The organism is Brevundimonas olei (genome assembly GCF_037055245.1).
In the GTDB taxonomy this organism is placed as follows: Bacteria; Pseudomonadota; Alphaproteobacteria; order Caulobacterales; family Caulobacteraceae; genus Brevundimonas; species Brevundimonas olei.
In genome coordinates this window covers 2,011,142-2,025,207 of sequence record NZ_CP146369.1, presented here as the reverse complement: position 1 = coordinate 2,025,207, position 14,066 = coordinate 2,011,142, and the positions used below count along the sequence as shown (strand labels likewise).

At 63.0% G+C, this 14,066-nt stretch carries 15 protein-coding genes and 1 tRNA gene; 7 read left to right on the top strand and 9 right to left on the bottom strand.

Annotated elements, in window-relative coordinates; genetic code table 11:
* Positions 1 to 47 precede the first annotated feature (47 nt).
* A complete protein-coding gene (locus tag V8J38_RS09660) occupies positions 48 to 302 on the top strand; it encodes a hypothetical protein (RefSeq protein ID WP_338575343.1) in 255 nt (84 codons plus the stop codon).
* Positions 303 to 482: 180 nt separating this feature from the next.
* On the opposite strand, the gene V8J38_RS09655 is transcribed toward V8J38_RS09660, so the two are convergent.
* Genes V8J38_RS09655 through V8J38_RS09645 form a run of 3 tightly spaced genes read right to left on the bottom strand, consistent with a single transcriptional unit; the run spans position 483 to position 1,523 of the window.
* On the bottom strand, positions 483 to 752 hold the full coding sequence (locus V8J38_RS09655) for a hypothetical protein (protein ID WP_338575341.1): 270 nt from the start codon (positions 750 to 752) through the stop codon (positions 483 to 485).
* A 37-nt stretch (positions 753 to 789) separates the two neighbouring features.
* Positions 790 to 954, bottom strand: a complete 165-nt coding sequence (locus V8J38_RS09650; protein WP_253107936.1) for a hypothetical protein — start codon at positions 952 to 954, stop codon at positions 790 to 792.
* On the bottom strand, positions 951 to 1,523 hold the full coding sequence (locus V8J38_RS09645) for an SOS response-associated peptidase (protein WP_338575338.1): 573 nt from the start codon (positions 1,521 to 1,523) through the stop codon (positions 951 to 953). The genes V8J38_RS09650 and V8J38_RS09645 overlap by 4 nt, the downstream gene beginning before the upstream one ends.
* A 730-nt stretch (positions 1,524 to 2,253) precedes the next feature.
* Between V8J38_RS09645 and V8J38_RS09640 the strand changes: the two genes are divergently transcribed.
* The 3 genes from V8J38_RS09640 to V8J38_RS09630 are packed head-to-tail and all read left to right on the top strand — an operon-like array spanning position 2,254 to position 7,546.
* Complete coding sequence (locus V8J38_RS09640) at positions 2,254 to 4,098, top strand: ABC-three component system protein (protein ID WP_338575336.1); 1,845 nt, start codon at positions 2,254 to 2,256, stop codon at positions 4,096 to 4,098.
* A gap of 38 nt (positions 4,099 to 4,136) precedes the next feature.
* Entirely contained in the window at positions 4,137 to 4,685 is a 549-nt protein-coding gene (locus tag V8J38_RS09635; protein WP_338575334.1) for a hypothetical protein, read from the top strand.
* On the top strand, positions 4,682 to 7,546 hold the full coding sequence (locus tag V8J38_RS09630; RefSeq protein WP_338575332.1) for an AAA family ATPase: 2,865 nt from the start codon (positions 4,682 to 4,684) through the stop codon (positions 7,544 to 7,546). Before V8J38_RS09635 ends, V8J38_RS09630 begins: the two co-directional genes overlap by 4 nt.
* 209 nt (positions 7,547 to 7,755) lie before the next feature.
* Here V8J38_RS09630 and arsH read toward each other — a convergent pair whose 3' ends face one another.
* From arsH to V8J38_RS09605, 5 genes are read right to left on the bottom strand one after another with little or no spacing between them, the layout of a single operon-like run.
* Positions 7,756 to 8,502: an arsenical resistance protein ArsH gene (gene arsH, locus V8J38_RS09625; protein ID WP_338575330.1), complete on the bottom strand. Its 747-nt coding sequence runs from the start codon at positions 8,500 to 8,502 to the stop codon at positions 7,756 to 7,758.
* Entirely contained in the window at positions 8,499 to 8,939 is a 441-nt protein-coding gene (gene arsN2, locus V8J38_RS09620) for an arsenic resistance N-acetyltransferase ArsN2 (protein ID WP_338575329.1), read from the bottom strand. The genes arsH and arsN2 overlap by 4 nt, the downstream gene beginning before the upstream one ends.
* Positions 8,939 to 10,024, bottom strand: a complete 1,086-nt coding sequence (gene arsB / locus V8J38_RS09615; protein WP_338575327.1) for an ACR3 family arsenite efflux transporter — start codon at positions 10,022 to 10,024, stop codon at positions 8,939 to 8,941. The genes arsN2 and arsB overlap by 1 nt, the downstream gene beginning before the upstream one ends.
* Positions 10,024 to 10,446 carry an arsenate reductase (glutaredoxin) gene (gene arsC / locus V8J38_RS09610; RefSeq protein WP_338575324.1) on the bottom strand — a complete coding sequence of 141 codons (423 nt, stop codon included), beginning with the start codon at positions 10,444 to 10,446 and terminating at the stop codon, positions 10,024 to 10,026. Before arsC ends, arsB begins: the two co-directional genes overlap by 1 nt.
* A 7-nt stretch (positions 10,447 to 10,453) precedes the next feature.
* Positions 10,454 to 10,789 (bottom strand): metalloregulator ArsR/SmtB family transcription factor, encoded by a 336-nt coding sequence (locus tag V8J38_RS09605; RefSeq protein WP_338575323.1) that lies wholly within the window; start codon positions 10,787 to 10,789, stop codon positions 10,454 to 10,456.
* A 155-nt stretch (positions 10,790 to 10,944) separates the two neighbouring features.
* Between V8J38_RS09605 and V8J38_RS09600 the strand changes: the two genes are divergently transcribed.
* The 3 genes from V8J38_RS09600 (at position 10,945) to V8J38_RS09590 (ending at position 13,474) form a co-directional block, all read left to right on the top strand.
* A tRNA-Leu gene (locus V8J38_RS09600) sits at positions 10,945 to 11,025 on the top strand.
* Between the two features lie 17 nt (positions 11,026 to 11,042).
* Positions 11,043 to 11,666, top strand: coding sequence for a hypothetical protein (locus V8J38_RS09595; protein WP_338575321.1), 624 nt, complete (start codon positions 11,043 to 11,045; stop codon positions 11,664 to 11,666).
* Positions 11,663 to 13,474 (top strand): caspase family protein, encoded by a 1,812-nt coding sequence (locus V8J38_RS09590; protein WP_338575319.1) that lies wholly within the window; start codon positions 11,663 to 11,665, stop codon positions 13,472 to 13,474. Before V8J38_RS09595 ends, V8J38_RS09590 begins: the two co-directional genes overlap by 4 nt.
* 112 nt (positions 13,475 to 13,586) lie before the next feature.
* Here V8J38_RS09590 and V8J38_RS09585 read toward each other — a convergent pair whose 3' ends face one another.
* Positions 13,587 to 13,916, bottom strand: coding sequence for a hypothetical protein (locus V8J38_RS09585; protein ID WP_338575317.1), 330 nt, complete (start codon positions 13,914 to 13,916; stop codon positions 13,587 to 13,589).
* Positions 13,917 to 14,066 lie beyond the last annotated feature (150 nt).

The window sequence follows — 14,066 nt, the reverse complement described above, 5'->3', positions numbered from 1 at the left end:
CCCATCCTCGGGGCGGCCCTCTGTAGAACCGCCGAGCCCCTCGCCGGATGCCCCAAGCGCCGGCGAGGGGTTTTTCAGTTCTGCAGGACGCCGCGCTCGATCAGGCCGAGGACGACGGGGTCCTGAAGGGAGGCAGCGACTTCGCGCGCGAAAGCGCGGTGCGCCTCGGCCTCATCCATGATCAGGCGCTTACTGCCGTCCCGATGCGACGAGAGATGAAAGGAAATCTCGCGCTGCTGTTTGGCCAGGCGCTCTATCCGAACGAGTTTCACCCCGGCCTGATCGCGCAGGGTGGCGCGTGAACTGACGACCATGATCGACCTCCTGAACGAGCCGATAAAGCTCGGGAGGCTGCGGACGGTTCCCGCGCATGGAACTCTTCCGCGCTGGGCCGGTTGGCACACAGCGTCGCGCTTGCTGGCCTGTGCGGCGCTCCGGGGAAACGAGCGCCCTCCGCTGTTATCCTGGCGGCGGAGTGGCGCTCAACCCGCCGGCAGAAGATCTCGATAGGGTTCGCCTCGATCGCCTGCCTCGGCTCTGGTCAGCACCTTGGTTTCCTGCTGCGATCCTACGTGGATGACGATGTCTCGATGGCGCAGGCCGTCGTGTAGGGTCGTGCACTTCGCCCGCACAGCAGACAGCACGTTGACCCAGTGGTCAGTCTCGACCGTGATCAGGCCCGGCAGAAGGTTGGGGTCGTCGCCGGCAGCGGCAGCCATGGCCTCGAGGGCATCGTTCAGTTCGTCGGGCATCATGGCTCCGCGTGTAGCTGAGTCGCCCTGTCGGGGCCTAGCGTTGGCGCCGCAGCAGGCGCGCCGCCTCTTCCTTCCACAGCGCCCGAAAGCGCAGGATGATGGACGCGGGCAGGTTGGCCGCCGCGCGCGATCGGCGGTGAAGGTCATGGGCCTCGGCTTCGAAGCGGGCCGCCTTGTGCAGATCGGTCTCGGCTGTCATGGCGATTCCGGCCAGACTTTCTGCACCGTCAACGATCCGGCCGGGCAGGGCCGCAGCATGAGGTCTTCGGCCGCGCTGAGATCCAGCCAGTGGACGCCAGCACCCTGCGGCAAGAGGACGATCTGGCGGTCATGATAGGGCGCGACGTCGGGGCCTGGTTCGGTCGTCAGCATGGCGAAGGCCCCGTCCTTAATGATGCCGGCGATCCAGAACCATGGCTGGCCGGCCATGGTGAACAGCCATTTCGTCTTCCTGCCCTGCGCCTTAGGCTCGGTGAACTCGTAAAAGCCGTCGGCCGGGATCAGGCAGCGGACGGAGTTGGCGAAAGACCGGCCGTCCGAGCGGAAGTTGAAGACGGGTTTCCCGGTCGGGCTCATCCACGCCCAGGTCGTCATAGTCAGCTGCGGGCCATCGGCGCCTTGGGTGACGACGGGCGCAATGTCGCCGATGCGGTAGTCGGCCGGAGGCAGGTTGGGCAGGCCGCTCGGAAAGCCGAGCGACCGGCCCGCGTCACGGAATGGCGCGGCGATTTGGTTGGCCGGCACGTGCAGGCGATAGTTGTTGCACATGGCGCATCCTCAACTCTGGCCGAGCGACGTTCAATCCCTGGGCGGGCCGGGGCCGATAGAATCCCTCACGCGCCATATGTTTGGCTGGCCGCTCCATTCGTGGCCACAAGCTTGCATGGCGGCTATGGTGGCGAAGAGTGGGGCATGGCCGTGGGCCGCAGGGTGGAACCCGACCATGAGTTTCTGGAGCTGCCGGTGGATGTCCCCAAGGCGCTCGAGGTCTTCAGCCGTGGGGGAGGTGTTCACCCTGTACTTCTCGCAGCGCATCGCGAGTACTGAACTCGACAGGACTCGGGAGCCCATTCCAGTACGGCTTTTGACTCGTTTCGTACCCTGGGAAGGTCCGCTTGTGGGCAGCCAGACCCACACTATGCGCGGACGTCAGGCCTCCCTAACTCCGTGCCGCGCGGTCTCGGCCGACCCCGTGAAGCGGGGAAACCCCCGCAGCCCGTAGGATACGGAGAGCCGCCGGTGGCCGCGCTCGCTCCGCAGTTGCATTACTCTTAGGGGGACGCTGCTTTGCCGCGCCTTTCGCCGCCGCCGGCGGCTCAGCGGAGCGCGACGAGGCCGCTGCGCTGACAGACGCCTATCTGGTGATTATCGGCGAGGGGAAAGAGGTGAGGAAGGGGCGGATCGGACGTGCTGAATTCTTATTGCCAAGGTTCATGACGAACGTCGCTGCGCCATGTAGGGTTTAGTGAAAGTTGATATTCGCGAGTGACGACCTTTCGTGGCTGATCCGCAGTTTACTTTTGGCGACCGCGTAACGACGGTTGGTTTTGACGCCACCGTCCTTGCGGGGGGTGGGCTTCAGCTCTGCCTGCTGCAACTTGCGCCAAACCTCGAAAGCATCGGCACTGACGCCAGTCGGCCGGCCGCGGTGCGCGCGGTCGAAGATCTTTTGATCGGAGGTGGCGCGCATCAGCGTCCTGCGCTTGCCGAGATGGCTCCGGGGGCGGAAGCCGTGCTTGTCGTCGCCCCGGAATTCGCCTTCGGTTCTTCAGATTGGCCCGCCATCGATGCGGCTGTGCGGCAGGCCGGACGTCCCATTGTCCTGCTGGGCGGATTTGGGGTCACGCCCGGCCAGAGCTTATTGGATTGGCGGGCCGCCGCGCAGGCGGGGGGCACCGGGCGACATTTCGCCTGGGATGAAGCCGCCACGCCGCTAAGTACCGTGCGGCCGGTCAATGGCGGTTGGTGCTGGGTGCACGATCCCAATGGCGACACGCACTGCATCGTCTTTCTCAAAATGCTCGCCGAGCAGAACGTGGAGGCGGTCCAGCTACCCGCCCTTCAGTACGGCAGGCGAGGGACCTATCTGCGTTTCAACGATCTCGACCTCTTTCCACTCATTTGCGCCGACATGCTGCAACCGATGGTTCAGCATCCGGACTCGCCGCAGGCGCGCATTCGAGAAGCGGTGGTCGCGGGAGACGTCGCTCGCCCAGCGATGGTGGTCGGATCGCTCTTGCAGACCGGCTACAACGTCAATTGGGAGATCGCCGTCGATGGCATCCTCAATCAGGTGCTTGCGGGCCGGGAGGGTGTGGTCGCTCTTTGCAACATCGCCCACGACCACCCTGTGGCTGACGAAGCCGCCGACCGTTGGCGAAGCCTGTCTGGCGTTTATGGACGATGGGGCGATCTGACCAAAGGACAGGCCAATCTGCCGGTAGGTCGTCGCCTCAGCGTTCGCGGCGTCGTTGGGGGCGTCCTGCGCCAGTCTGTGCCGACGGTCGCGACGGGCAAGGTCAGCTGGGGCCCCTACGGCCCCGTTGACGGCAAGTTCATCTGGCATGCCGAGATGCATGGCGCCTGCAACGCGGCTGGTGTGGCCGCGCCCGTGTTGCTGCCCGATCGGCCGGACGGGTGCGAGCTCTCTCGGTTCGTCCGACGTCATCCCGCGCAAACCGGTTGGTCCCCGCGCGTGGCGACCGGGTTGAAGCAATTGGCCACACAGCTGACCGCGGACACGCCACCGTCACCAGAGCGGCTGCTGCATGGGCTTTTGGCGGGTGTGGCCCCGGAGGCCGTAGATCCCGACGGGTTACATGAGGCGAGGATAGCGCCGGCGGCCATGGCGGCGGTTCACGGGCTGGCCGTGGTGGCGACGATCGAGGGGCTAGAGTGGTTACCCAATAACGATCAAGCGGGTCAGCTGCGATCGGTCGCCTCCGAATCCAATATCTTGATCTGGCGAGACCCCAACAAGACCGTGGGGCAGATGGAACGTGAGTTGGGTGCCTGGAAAGTCGGCCAAGGCCACCATCCTAACCTTGTCGTTATCGGAGCGTCTTGGTCCGGCGACCTCAAGCCCGGGATTGTCGGGGAAGGACGCTTAGATGACGTGGCGGCGCCGCCGTCTCCCGCGAAGGATTTGGGCGCTGTCGGTGGGCTTGGTGCGGAGACCGGCGATATCACCTTGGCGAGGGGACGCTGCAAGGTGGCGACTCTCGGCCTCGACCGGGTCGCTGCGATTTATGCGGACTACGATCCAGCCCTAGGCGACCAGGAAAAGGCTGTTCAGCTGCTGGCTGATATCAACGCCTTCTTCAAGAAAGGGGCAGCGGCGTGACCTTAGCAAGAGACGCGGACTTTTCCGCAGCGGAACGAATGCTGGATCCGTTGTGCCGCAAGGTGGGGTTGGAGCCCGCCGACCTGCCGGCAGGAGAGCAGATCGTGGTGGCTCCGCCGTCGACCGCTCTGTGGTCTAGCAGCTACGCTCACTTGCTCCTTTGGCCGGTTGACGACGCGGCGCCGCAACACATCGTCGCCTGCGCCAACCAAGCTGAGGGATGGTTTGAGCAGTACCTCTCGCAGCAAGAGGTGAACAGCGGAGGGCGGCCGATCGACGGCTATCTCGTCTTGGCGCTTCCTCAATTTCCACAAGCGGGATCGAGCGACGAAATTCGTAAGCTGGAACTCTCCGCTCGCATCTGCCGCAAACACATGATCTGGCCGTCAAAAGAGCTCGCCGAGGGAGAAACCGAGCGGTCATGGTGCCGAATTGCGGATGTGACAGTTTTGGGTTTGCCCGACGCAGCGATGGCAGGCGCAAGCGATCTATATTGGCCGAAGATCGATGCCGAGGCGCAGCAGGTTTACTCTGATCTGGCATTGCTCGGCGCACCGGCTACGGCTCAGCGGGACGAAACCGCGTGAGCGCCGGGGTAAGGATATCTTCCCTTCGCGTTGACGCTTTCCGAGGCATCAGCGACCCGATCGTCTTCGACCTCAGTTCGCCCATCACCCTGGTGTTCGCGCCCAATGGAACGGGCAAGACCACGCTGTGTGAGGCTGCCGAGTGGCTGCTGACGGGCCAGGTCGAGCGGCTGAAGGAGGGCAAGGATTTCAACCCGCAGGTTTTGCAGTCGAAATGGGTGAAAGACCAAAGACAGCCGTCGGTCGTCGGGCAAATCTGGGTGGGTGGCGAACAACGCCACCTTTCGAGACTTGTGAATGGCGAGGCGCAGGAAACGGAATTCGGCGCCGCCGCCGGTGACGCGGTGTCTATCGGGCCGAACGAGCTTCTATCGTTCTTGGCACCCTCGGCAGCGGCCAACGAAACGCACCATCTAAGGGCGATAAATCTTAGGCAACGCTGGCTGCGGGGCACACGGTTTCTGACTGCCGAGGCCTTGGCCGCGCTTGTCGACTCCGACGACGACACCATTCAGCGGCGAACCCAAGTGTTTGCCGATCTTCTGGGCATTCGCCACCTGCTTGACGCCGAACAGCTTTGTGACAAGTACATCGCGGATCTTGGCAGCCGGGAGCGGCTGTTGTCGCAGCGGATTCTCGGCCAGGAAGCAGAGATCGCCACGTTGAAGACCGCGCTGGATACGGCCGGGGTGACGACATCCGCCCTCAGCGAATTGGAAGCGGCTGAAGCGGCGTTGGGGCTCGAAGCCGACAACTTGAATGTGGTCGATCCGAACGTGGCGGGTCGAATAGAGGCGGCGATGGCTGAACAAGGCCGCCGCAAGCACCTCGCTGAGCTGCGATCCTCGACCATTGAGACGGTCGCAGCACAATGGGAGGTTCGCGTAGAGGCCGAAACGAAGCTTGCTGCCCTTTCGCAGAGCGAGTCGATTTTAGCTGCGCGACTTGTGCAGATCGAGACCGACGGAAGGTTGGCTGCGACGGCTGTATCGGAAACGGCAGCGCGTCAGACGCTCCAGTCTGAAACAGCACGCCTACTGACATCGGCGCGCGATGCGCTGACGAAGCACGCCAACACTTTGGCTGGGATTCTAGGGGTTCATGGCGATGCGTCGCCCCCGATAGACCTGACCGCGACCATTGCCTCGCTTTACTTACGGCTTCCGCAATCGCAGTGGAGCTCGGACGAGCGAGCCCGCCGTGGCGTTGCCCTGCGCGCCGCAATCGCCTCTTTCGGCAACGATGCGGAGGAAGCGAGGCGGATCGAACTTCTTCGAGGCCAGTTGGACGCCTTGGCTCCCAACCTCATGTCAGAAGAGGCCATTGCGCTTCTGCGCAGCGAGGCAGCGGCGCTCGAGTTGGCGGAGAGTGACGCTATCGCCCGCCTTCAGGCCACGTCGGGGCCTCTGGCGCGACTGCAGGGCGCGGCGCGCGACCTGTTGGAGCATGCGCATGACGACGAGGCGAGCGAGTGCCCGGTCTGCAAACACGATTGGGGAGATGCGAGCCGGCTGCGTAGCGCAATTACGTCGACTCTAGATACGGTCCCAGAGTTGGGACACCTTGCTCAGGTCGCCGCCGGCTCGGCTTCCCAGGCCGCTCGCCTCGCAGCATCTAGGCTTGAGGAGGCTGTACTGCGGCGTGCGCAAGCCGACCGCCTTCGGTCCGAACTGCAGACCCTCGAACAAGCCTATTCACGGCGCAGGCTTGACCTCGACGCCCTTGGCTTGTCTTCAGAAGATCCGCTCACGAGCCTTAGAACCGCCGACTGGCATCTCAGCATCGCCACAGCGCTCGCCGCTCTGGTGGAAGAGCGCCGGCGGTTCGAGACGCTGTTGTCTTTGCCTGCCGCTTCGTTGTTCGGCGATGAGACGCCCATCCCTGGCTTGGCTGCGCAGTTGCAGCAGTCCGTAGCTGTTCTTGAACAAGCCATTCAGCTGAAGCTCTCAGCCGTCGTCACGGAGCTTCAGGAAAAGACGGCCGAACGCGACAGGCTTAGGCGCGAGCATTCTGTCGCTCAGCAGCAACTTCGCGATTGCCGCCAAGAGCTGCAGGGGCTCACGGTCGAGGCCAGCCGGCTTGCCGCACTTTGGGATGAGGCTGCGCCAGGGCGGGCTTTCACATCCGCGATGTTGCAAGAGGTGAGACAGGAGATTGCCGAAGAGACCGCGATTGTCGCCGGCGCGGCCGCGGCGCTCGCGGCGGCATCCGCAGCTTGGTCTGTGCAGGTGCGCCGAGAGCGACTGGAACAGCTGACCGCAGAGGTTGCTCCGGCGAGAGAACAATGCGCTCGGATGACGCTTCGGATCGACGCGGCCAAACGAGCCAAGGCGACGTTCCACGAGGCCTACAACGACGTCAGCAAGCGCCAGATCGAAGATTTAAGCCGGGTCGTGAACCCGCTCTTTGCGCGCATGCACGCTAACCGGGTGTTCGACAACATTCGCCTCGGCCAAACGGATGAGCCGCTACGCTGGCTTGCGGATGCCGGAAACCAGGCGATGGATCCGGGCAAGGACTTTAGCCAAGGACAGCGGCAAGACTTGGCGCTCGCTTTGTTTTTGGGGCGCGCCCGCAGTCTCGGAGGGACGTTCTTTCTTGACGAGCCGGTGACCCATCTCGACGATCTAAACCGCGTCGGTTTGCTCGACATCTTCCGGGCGACTGTCATGGAAAGCAGTCCGATAGTGAACTTGGTAATCACGACGGCTAGTAAGGCGCTTGCCCGCCACCTGATCGAAAAGTTCTCCGCAGTTGGACCTGTCGAGACCCCCGCAGGAAGAACCGTCCCGCTTCGGGTCCTCGAGTTGGATGGGAACGGCCGCACCGGCGTTATTATGAGGAACGCCTATCCCGGTTGACCTAAAGGTTGTTCGTTCAGTGTAAGTGGCGCGCTCTATCCGACCCGCTTCTGTCGTGAGTGCGGCTTGAGGCGCATGTTGTTATCAAGACAGGCCGAAGCCACAGTTCGAAAGTTTGACGCGATGGCCATGACGAACGAAGCCTATCCTGAACTGAGGGGTGTCCGAATGTCTGCTTCTCGGCCTAATGCCAATGTCCGCTGCTGGCGCTAAGCCGACCTGATCGCGATGGCGGACAGGTCGTTGGCTGCATCGATCGGCACGCCTGAGGCTTTCCGTTCTGAATAGCGGTCCACCAAATGGCCGGCATGGGCGCGGGTCAGGACAGTGAAGCGCACCAGTTCCTCCATCACGTCGACCATGCGGTCGTAGTAGCTCGACGGCTTCATTCGGCCGTCGTCGTCGAACTCCATGAAGGCTTTTGCCACGCTGGATTGGTTGGGGATGGTGATCATCCGCATCCAACGGCCGAGCAGGCGCAGCGTGTTGACCGCGTTGAAGCTCTGCGAGCCGCCCGACACCTGCATGACCGCCAGGGTGCGGCCCTGGGTCGGGCGAATGCCGCCCATGTTTAGCGGCAGGTGGTCGATCTGAAGCTTCATGATCCCGGAGATCTGGCCGTGGCGCTCGGGGCTGCTCCACACCATGCCTTCCGACCACAGGGCGTGTTCGCGCAGTTCGTGGACGGCGGGGTGGTCATCATAGTCGACCTGATCGGTCAGCGGCAGATCGGACGGATCGAAGATGCGCGTCTCGCAACCCATGAACTGCAGCAGGCGAGCAGCCTCTTCAACGCACAGGCGGGAGTAGGACCGATCCCGGAGCGAGCCGTAGAGCAGCAGGATACGCGGCGGATGATCGTTCAGGCCGAGGCCCAGTGCCGGACGGTTCGACAGGTAAGCCGGGTCCAGCGCGGGCAGGTGATCGGGATCGGGCAGGGCGCGAAGACGGGTCATTGGGTACGCAACTCCTTGAACATGAATGCTGCCGAAGCCGGACACAGGGCGCTAAGCTGCCTGGAGGCGGCGATGGCGGTCGGCGCGGCTGATCGGGGCAGGGCGGTGTAACCGTGCCGCTCGAAGAAGGCGGCCGCCGCGGTCGTGAGCAGGTAGAGGCCGGACGCATTCTGCGCGGCAGCCTTAGTTTCCAGCCAGGACAGGATTACTGAGCCGTGGCCTTCGCCGCGACGGTCGTCGATGACAACAATGGATCGGATCAGGGCGTCGGAGCCGACCTGCTCAAGCCCGCCGTAGCCGATCAGTCCGGCATCGTCCTCGAAACGAAAGAAACGACGGCCGGGCTCATGGAGGTCATCCGCTGGCAGGCCGGCGGCCTCCAGCGCGGCGATCAGATCGGGGGTGGGCTGGGGCAACTCTACGACGTTGAAGCCCATCAGTAGGTATCCTGCTTAGGGGCGGTCGCTTGGAAGTAGCGGCGGCCCAGCCACAGTGCGACCGAGACCAGCAGGATCAGCACGGGCACCTCGACCAACGGGCCGATGACCGCCGCGAAAGCGACGGGCGAGGCCAGTCCGAACGCCGCGATGGCGACGGCGATCGCCAGTTCGAAATTGTTGGAGGCGGCGGTGAAGGCCAAGGCCGTAGTGCGCGGATAGTCCGCCTCGATCAGCCGCCCCATCAGGAAGCTGACCAGAAACATGACGAAGAAGTAGATCGTCAGGGGGATGGCGATGCGCAGGGCGTCCAGCGGCAGGGCGACGACCTCGCCTCCCTTCAGGCTGAACATGGCGACGATGGTGAACAACAGGGCGATCAGGGTGATCGGCGCGATGCGCAGCAGGAAGCGCGTCTCGTACCAATCATTTCCCTTCCTCGCGACCAGGGTGCGTCGGGTCAGGAAGCCGCCGAGGAAGGGCAGGCCCAGATAGACCAGGACGGCGCCGGCGATGGTCCAGATGCTGACACCGACCACGCTGCTCTCCAGCCCGAACAGGGGCGGCAGCACGGTCAGGAACAGCCAAGCGTAGAGGCTGAAGAAGGCGATCTGGAAGATCGAGTTGAAGGCGACCAGACCCGCCACATACTGGTTGTCGCCGCGCGCCAGCTGGTTCCAGACCAGCACCATGGCGATGCAGCGGGCCAGGCCGATCAGGATGACGCCTGTCATGTATTCCGGCTGGTTACGCAGGAAAACGACCGCCAAGGCGAACATCAGAACCGGCCCCAGCACCCAGTTCTGGAACAGGGACAACAGCAGCACGCGCCTGTCGGCGAAGACGCGCGGCAGTTCCTCGTATTTCACCCGCGCCAGCGGCGGATACATCATCAGGATCAGGCCGATGGCGATGGGGATGTTGGTCGTGCCCACGGACAGGCCATCGATCCAGGCGGGGAGCCCCGGCACGACCGAGCCCAGCAGCACGCCCAGCGCCATGGCCGCGAAAATCCACACTGTCAGCCAGCGGTCCAGGAAGGACAGGCGGCGCTTCGGCTGCTCAGTGATCACGGCGTCGACCATTAGCGGACCCTCCGGCCCTCGGCGTCGATGACGATTTCGCCGTCTTCCTTGGAGAATGGCTTCAGCCCTTCCGACGGCCAGAGATCGAGAACCGCTTCGGATGGTCGACACAGCTTCACCCCCAGCGGCGACACCACGATCGGACGGTTCAGCAGGATCGGATGGGCTTCGATGGCGTCCAGAAGTTGATCGTCCGTCAGGTCGGGATCGCCCAGCCCCAGTTCGGCGAAGGGCGTGCCTTTCTCACGCAGAAGGCTGCGCAACGGCACGCCCATGCGCTTGATCAGCCCCAGGATCATGGCGTGGCTGGGCGGCGTCTTCAGATACTCGATGACGTGCGGCTCGATCCCGACGTGGCGGATCAGGGCCAGGGTGTTGCGCGACGTCCCGCAGGCGGGGTTGTGATAGATGACGACGTCCATGATGGCCTCAGGCGCGGCAGGGTGAGAGTTCGGCCAACAGCGGCTCGCACAGCTCGGCGCGACCCTGGCAGCAGTCCTTCAGCAGGAAGACGACCAGTGTTTGAAGGCGACTTAGGTCGGCGCGGTAGATGATTGACCGGCTACGGCGTTCGGAACAGATCAGACCGGCGCGAGACAGGACGCCCAGATGCGCCGACATGGTGTTGGCCGGGACCGCCAGGGTGTCGGCGATCTCGCCGGCGGGCAGGCCGTCGGGTTCATGCCGGACCAGCAGGCGGAAGGTCTCGAGCCGCGTGTGCTGAGCCAAGGCGGCGAGGGCGAGGATGGCGGCTTCTGATTCCATAATTCCAAGATAATAGAATTAATAATGTTGTCAAAAGCCGTGAAGAATGTCGTCTACCTAGCGGGACGACAATGACCGCTCATGGCGCGCAGCCGACGCAGGGATCTTAGGAACTGGCAAATCTGAGCCCCTGCAATTAGGGCTAAGAAACAGCCGCGGGCGTGGCGAAATGGTAGACGCGGCAGACTTAAAATCTGTTTCTTCGAAGTGCCGGTTCGAGTCCGTCCGCCGCACCACACGACCGAGGTTTAGCATGGCGGATCGTTCGACGTTCTTTGAGATGGCCGACGAAGCGTCTGGCTTCGAGCAGGCGTTTACCAAGGCCATTTCGGTTTTGAAGCGCGGTGGCATGCAGTCGATGATCGCCGAGGAAAACATCCAACGGTTCTCGCACGGCAAACGGTGGAACCATCGTGCCAACCCGCACACCGTTGATGGTGAAATGCAGACGATGTCCGTCGAATGGGCCACGCCATTTCAGGAAATTGTCGACGGTGATCTGACCCTCATTCCCCGCGCCATACAGAGCATTTCTGAGCAGATGCACGGTGCCCAGATGCGGATGATGTATCAGACGCTGAGCGATGTTTGCGACGCCAATGGGCAAACCGTGGATGTCGCCGCGTCCGGCTCCAATGCAGCTGCCTTCCTTGACATGCTGCGGAAGATCGAGTTCGGCGTCGATCGCGACGGCAACGTCAGCATGCCGCAGATTCATGCTGGCCATCAGGCGGCTGAGAAGATGATCGCCGACCTCGAAGCCCAACCGCCCGAGTTCGCGGCCGAGGTCGAACGCCTGAAGGCAGAGAAAAGCGAGGCGGCGCTTGCGAGGGAGCGAGAGCGTCGGAGCAAATTCAAGATGCCGGAGGCGCGATGACCCGCGCGCTTATCGCCATCGGCGTCAACACGTACGACCATGTGAACGCCCTCGGTGCGGCCGAGCATGACGCTACCGTGGTGTTCAACGACCTCATCAAGCCGGACGTGGGTGCGTACGAGCCGGCCTTCTCGCGCTTGCTGCTTTCACCGACGCTCGCCGAGGTCCGATTAGCCGTCGAGGAGGTCGTTCTTGGCGGCGTTCAATTCGACGAGCTGACCTTCTTCTTCGCCGGGCACGGGATGATCCAGCCTGTCGGCTTCTACATGGCCATGCGAGACACGAGGCTCGATCGCGCTACCGCAACGGCCTTCAGTCTTTCGGAGCTTTTCGCACAGATCGCCGAGGCATCACCGGCGCAGACCAATGTGATCCTTGATGCGTGCTTCAGTGGCGGCCTCGCGGCGGACCTGAGCATGCTCACCCGCCCAGAGACGAGCGGCTACGTCGGCTCACCGGCCGTGACCTTGCTTGCCATGTCCGCCCGAAACCAGGAAGCCAACGAGTATGCGGATGGCGGTGTTGGCACCTCGGCGCTGCTCGACTGCATCACGGGACGGGCGCTGGTCCGAGAGGATGTCGGCTCGCTTGAGCTCTTCGACATCGCCCAAGTGGTCATCCAACGTGTCCGGCGATCCGGCGACCAAAACCCGGTGCTGTCGGCGCTGAATGTGCACCGCCGTTCCCAGTTCTGTCGAAACCCCCTGTTTCAGGCGAGAAGCCACTCGGCACTGAGGAAGTGGGAGCCCCGAGCATTTCTCGATGCCGTCGAGCCCGTTCTGGCATCCCACGCCCACGACCCTCTGGACTTGATCGCCGACGTGGAGCGCTTGTTCGGGCATCTGATTGGCAAGGCGGATGAAAGCCGCGACGTGTTCAAAGGGGCTGAACTTCGCGCGACGGCTGCGATTGCGCTGCTGCCCTATGCCAGCATTCATCCTCAAATCAGCCGCTGGCTGCTGAGCCAACTGGAAAGCCTCATCGGCGTAATCCATCGAGCGCTCGATGAAGCCGTGGAGGCCTTCGAAGCCGAGAAGTTCGCTATGTTGGCCGGCCCCGGCGGGATGGCCAATCTCTACCTCCTACCAATCCGCCTATCGAAAGTACTGGGTTGGACAGGAGCGGCTTTTCACTTGGGGCGGCTGATCGGGCACGAGGCAGAATTCCCGCGTGACAAGTTCAAGCGCCTGCTGGATCTGATTGTCGAACACTACCGTCTTTCCCTCGCGTCGATAAGCGACGCCCAAGCGCCATATCTGGCCTTGGCGCTCACTGCCTTAGCGGCCCTCGATCTGAAGGAGGAAGGCGAAGCCGTACTGAGCCCGCTCTTCAACTCGTATGTCGAGTGCAAAGCGCGGATCGCTGCCACCAGCATCGAACCGTCTCGCATCTTCGCCTACATGCTCGCCCGCCTTACGGACTCCTTCGCTGAAGTGCAGGGGCAGGTCGCCCAGCCGAATGAGCTGGGAACGGTCTACCTCTTGGCAGCCCCCTTGTTTGATCTCACCGATGTCTTCGACGAAGCGATGAGCGAGCTCGACCCCGTTACGATCAATGCCTTCGTAGCTGACGATCATTCGCTGTTTGCGCTTGAGACGATCGACAACGGCGAGAACAACCCTTTCACCATCGGCCACTACATCTGGCGTATCGACGAATTGCTCCAGCACTTCCCGCCTCATGCGTTTGTCCAGCCGACCGACCCGTCGGTCGCGGGCGGCGCGATCCTCGCGTCACTCATTTTCCCGGACCGTGTGCCCTGGTTCGTTTTTCGAGCGCTCGACCAGCTGGAGGTGCTGTCAGGTTAAGCGCCGCTGGACGTAACTTGCCTGACCCGACGAAGTCTCAGGCGGTCGCGGCTGCCCATGCGGCATCCGCTCCGGCGCGAAAGCGGCGGAGGGTATGGGTGGTTAGCGGACGTCAGTCCACTGCCGCATCACACCGCGCCAGCAGGATTCCAAGCGGCTCAGCCTGTTCGACGTCACTGACGCCAGCGGCTGACAGGTAGCGAAGCAGAAGGGCACGAAGATCGTCGGGTTTCGGTGGCAGCCCTGCCACCTGTGAGATGCGCACCCGGTCGCCTATGGCTTCCAGCTTGAAGACTTGGCCCTCGGGGCCGTAGCCAACTGGATAGACGCCATCCCGCACGTCGATGGCTTCGAGGTCCATCTCAGCCAGTGAGACCGACGAGTAGAACAGTGCCGGCTCATCAGCGGCCACGACCAGTTTGATCTTTGACGTGATTGCCATGCGCCAGCTTCAGACATTGACCCGATGTCCGCAATGGGTCGCAAGCGGACATTCCGAACCACCGCAATGAGTCATTATATCGACTTGCTAAAAAGAAATCGTAACGCGGATCATAATTTATCAATAAGCGACCGAAGGCGTTGCAACAGG

Coding starts and splice junctions, on each gene's coding strand:
- V8J38_RS09660 (WP_338575343.1), top strand. CDS start 48: ATGCCCCAAGCGCCGGCGAGGGGTTTTTCAGTTCTGCAGGACGCCGCG.
- arsB (WP_338575327.1), bottom strand. CDS start 10,024: ATGGTCGACGCCGTGATCACTGAGCAGCCGAAGCGCCGCCTGTCCTTC.
- arsC (WP_338575324.1), bottom strand. CDS start 10,446: ATGGACGTCGTCATCTATCACAACCCCGCCTGCGGGACGTCGCGCAAC.
- V8J38_RS09655 (WP_338575341.1), bottom strand. CDS start 752: ATGCCCGACGAACTGAACGATGCCCTCGAGGCCATGGCTGCCGCTGCC.
- V8J38_RS09585 (WP_338575317.1), bottom strand. CDS start 13,916: ATGGCAATCACGTCAAAGATCAAACTGGTCGTGGCCGCTGATGAGCCG.
- arsH (WP_338575330.1), bottom strand. CDS start 8,502: ATGACCCGTCTTCGCGCCCTGCCCGATCCCGATCACCTGCCCGCGCTG.
- V8J38_RS09635 (WP_338575334.1), top strand. CDS start 4,137: ATGCTGGATCCGTTGTGCCGCAAGGTGGGGTTGGAGCCCGCCGACCTG.
- V8J38_RS09590 (WP_338575319.1), top strand. CDS start 11,663: ATGACCCGCGCGCTTATCGCCATCGGCGTCAACACGTACGACCATGTG.
- V8J38_RS09605 (WP_338575323.1), bottom strand. CDS start 10,789: ATGGAATCAGAAGCCGCCATCCTCGCCCTCGCCGCCTTGGCTCAGCAC.
- arsN2 (WP_338575329.1), bottom strand. CDS start 8,939: ATGGGCTTCAACGTCGTAGAGTTGCCCCAGCCCACCCCCGATCTGATC.
- V8J38_RS09595 (WP_338575321.1), top strand. CDS start 11,043: ATGGCGGATCGTTCGACGTTCTTTGAGATGGCCGACGAAGCGTCTGGC.
- V8J38_RS09645 (WP_338575338.1), bottom strand. CDS start 1,523: ATGTGCAACAACTATCGCCTGCACGTGCCGGCCAACCAAATCGCCGCG.
- V8J38_RS09650 (WP_253107936.1), bottom strand. CDS start 954: ATGACAGCCGAGACCGATCTGCACAAGGCGGCCCGCTTCGAAGCCGAG.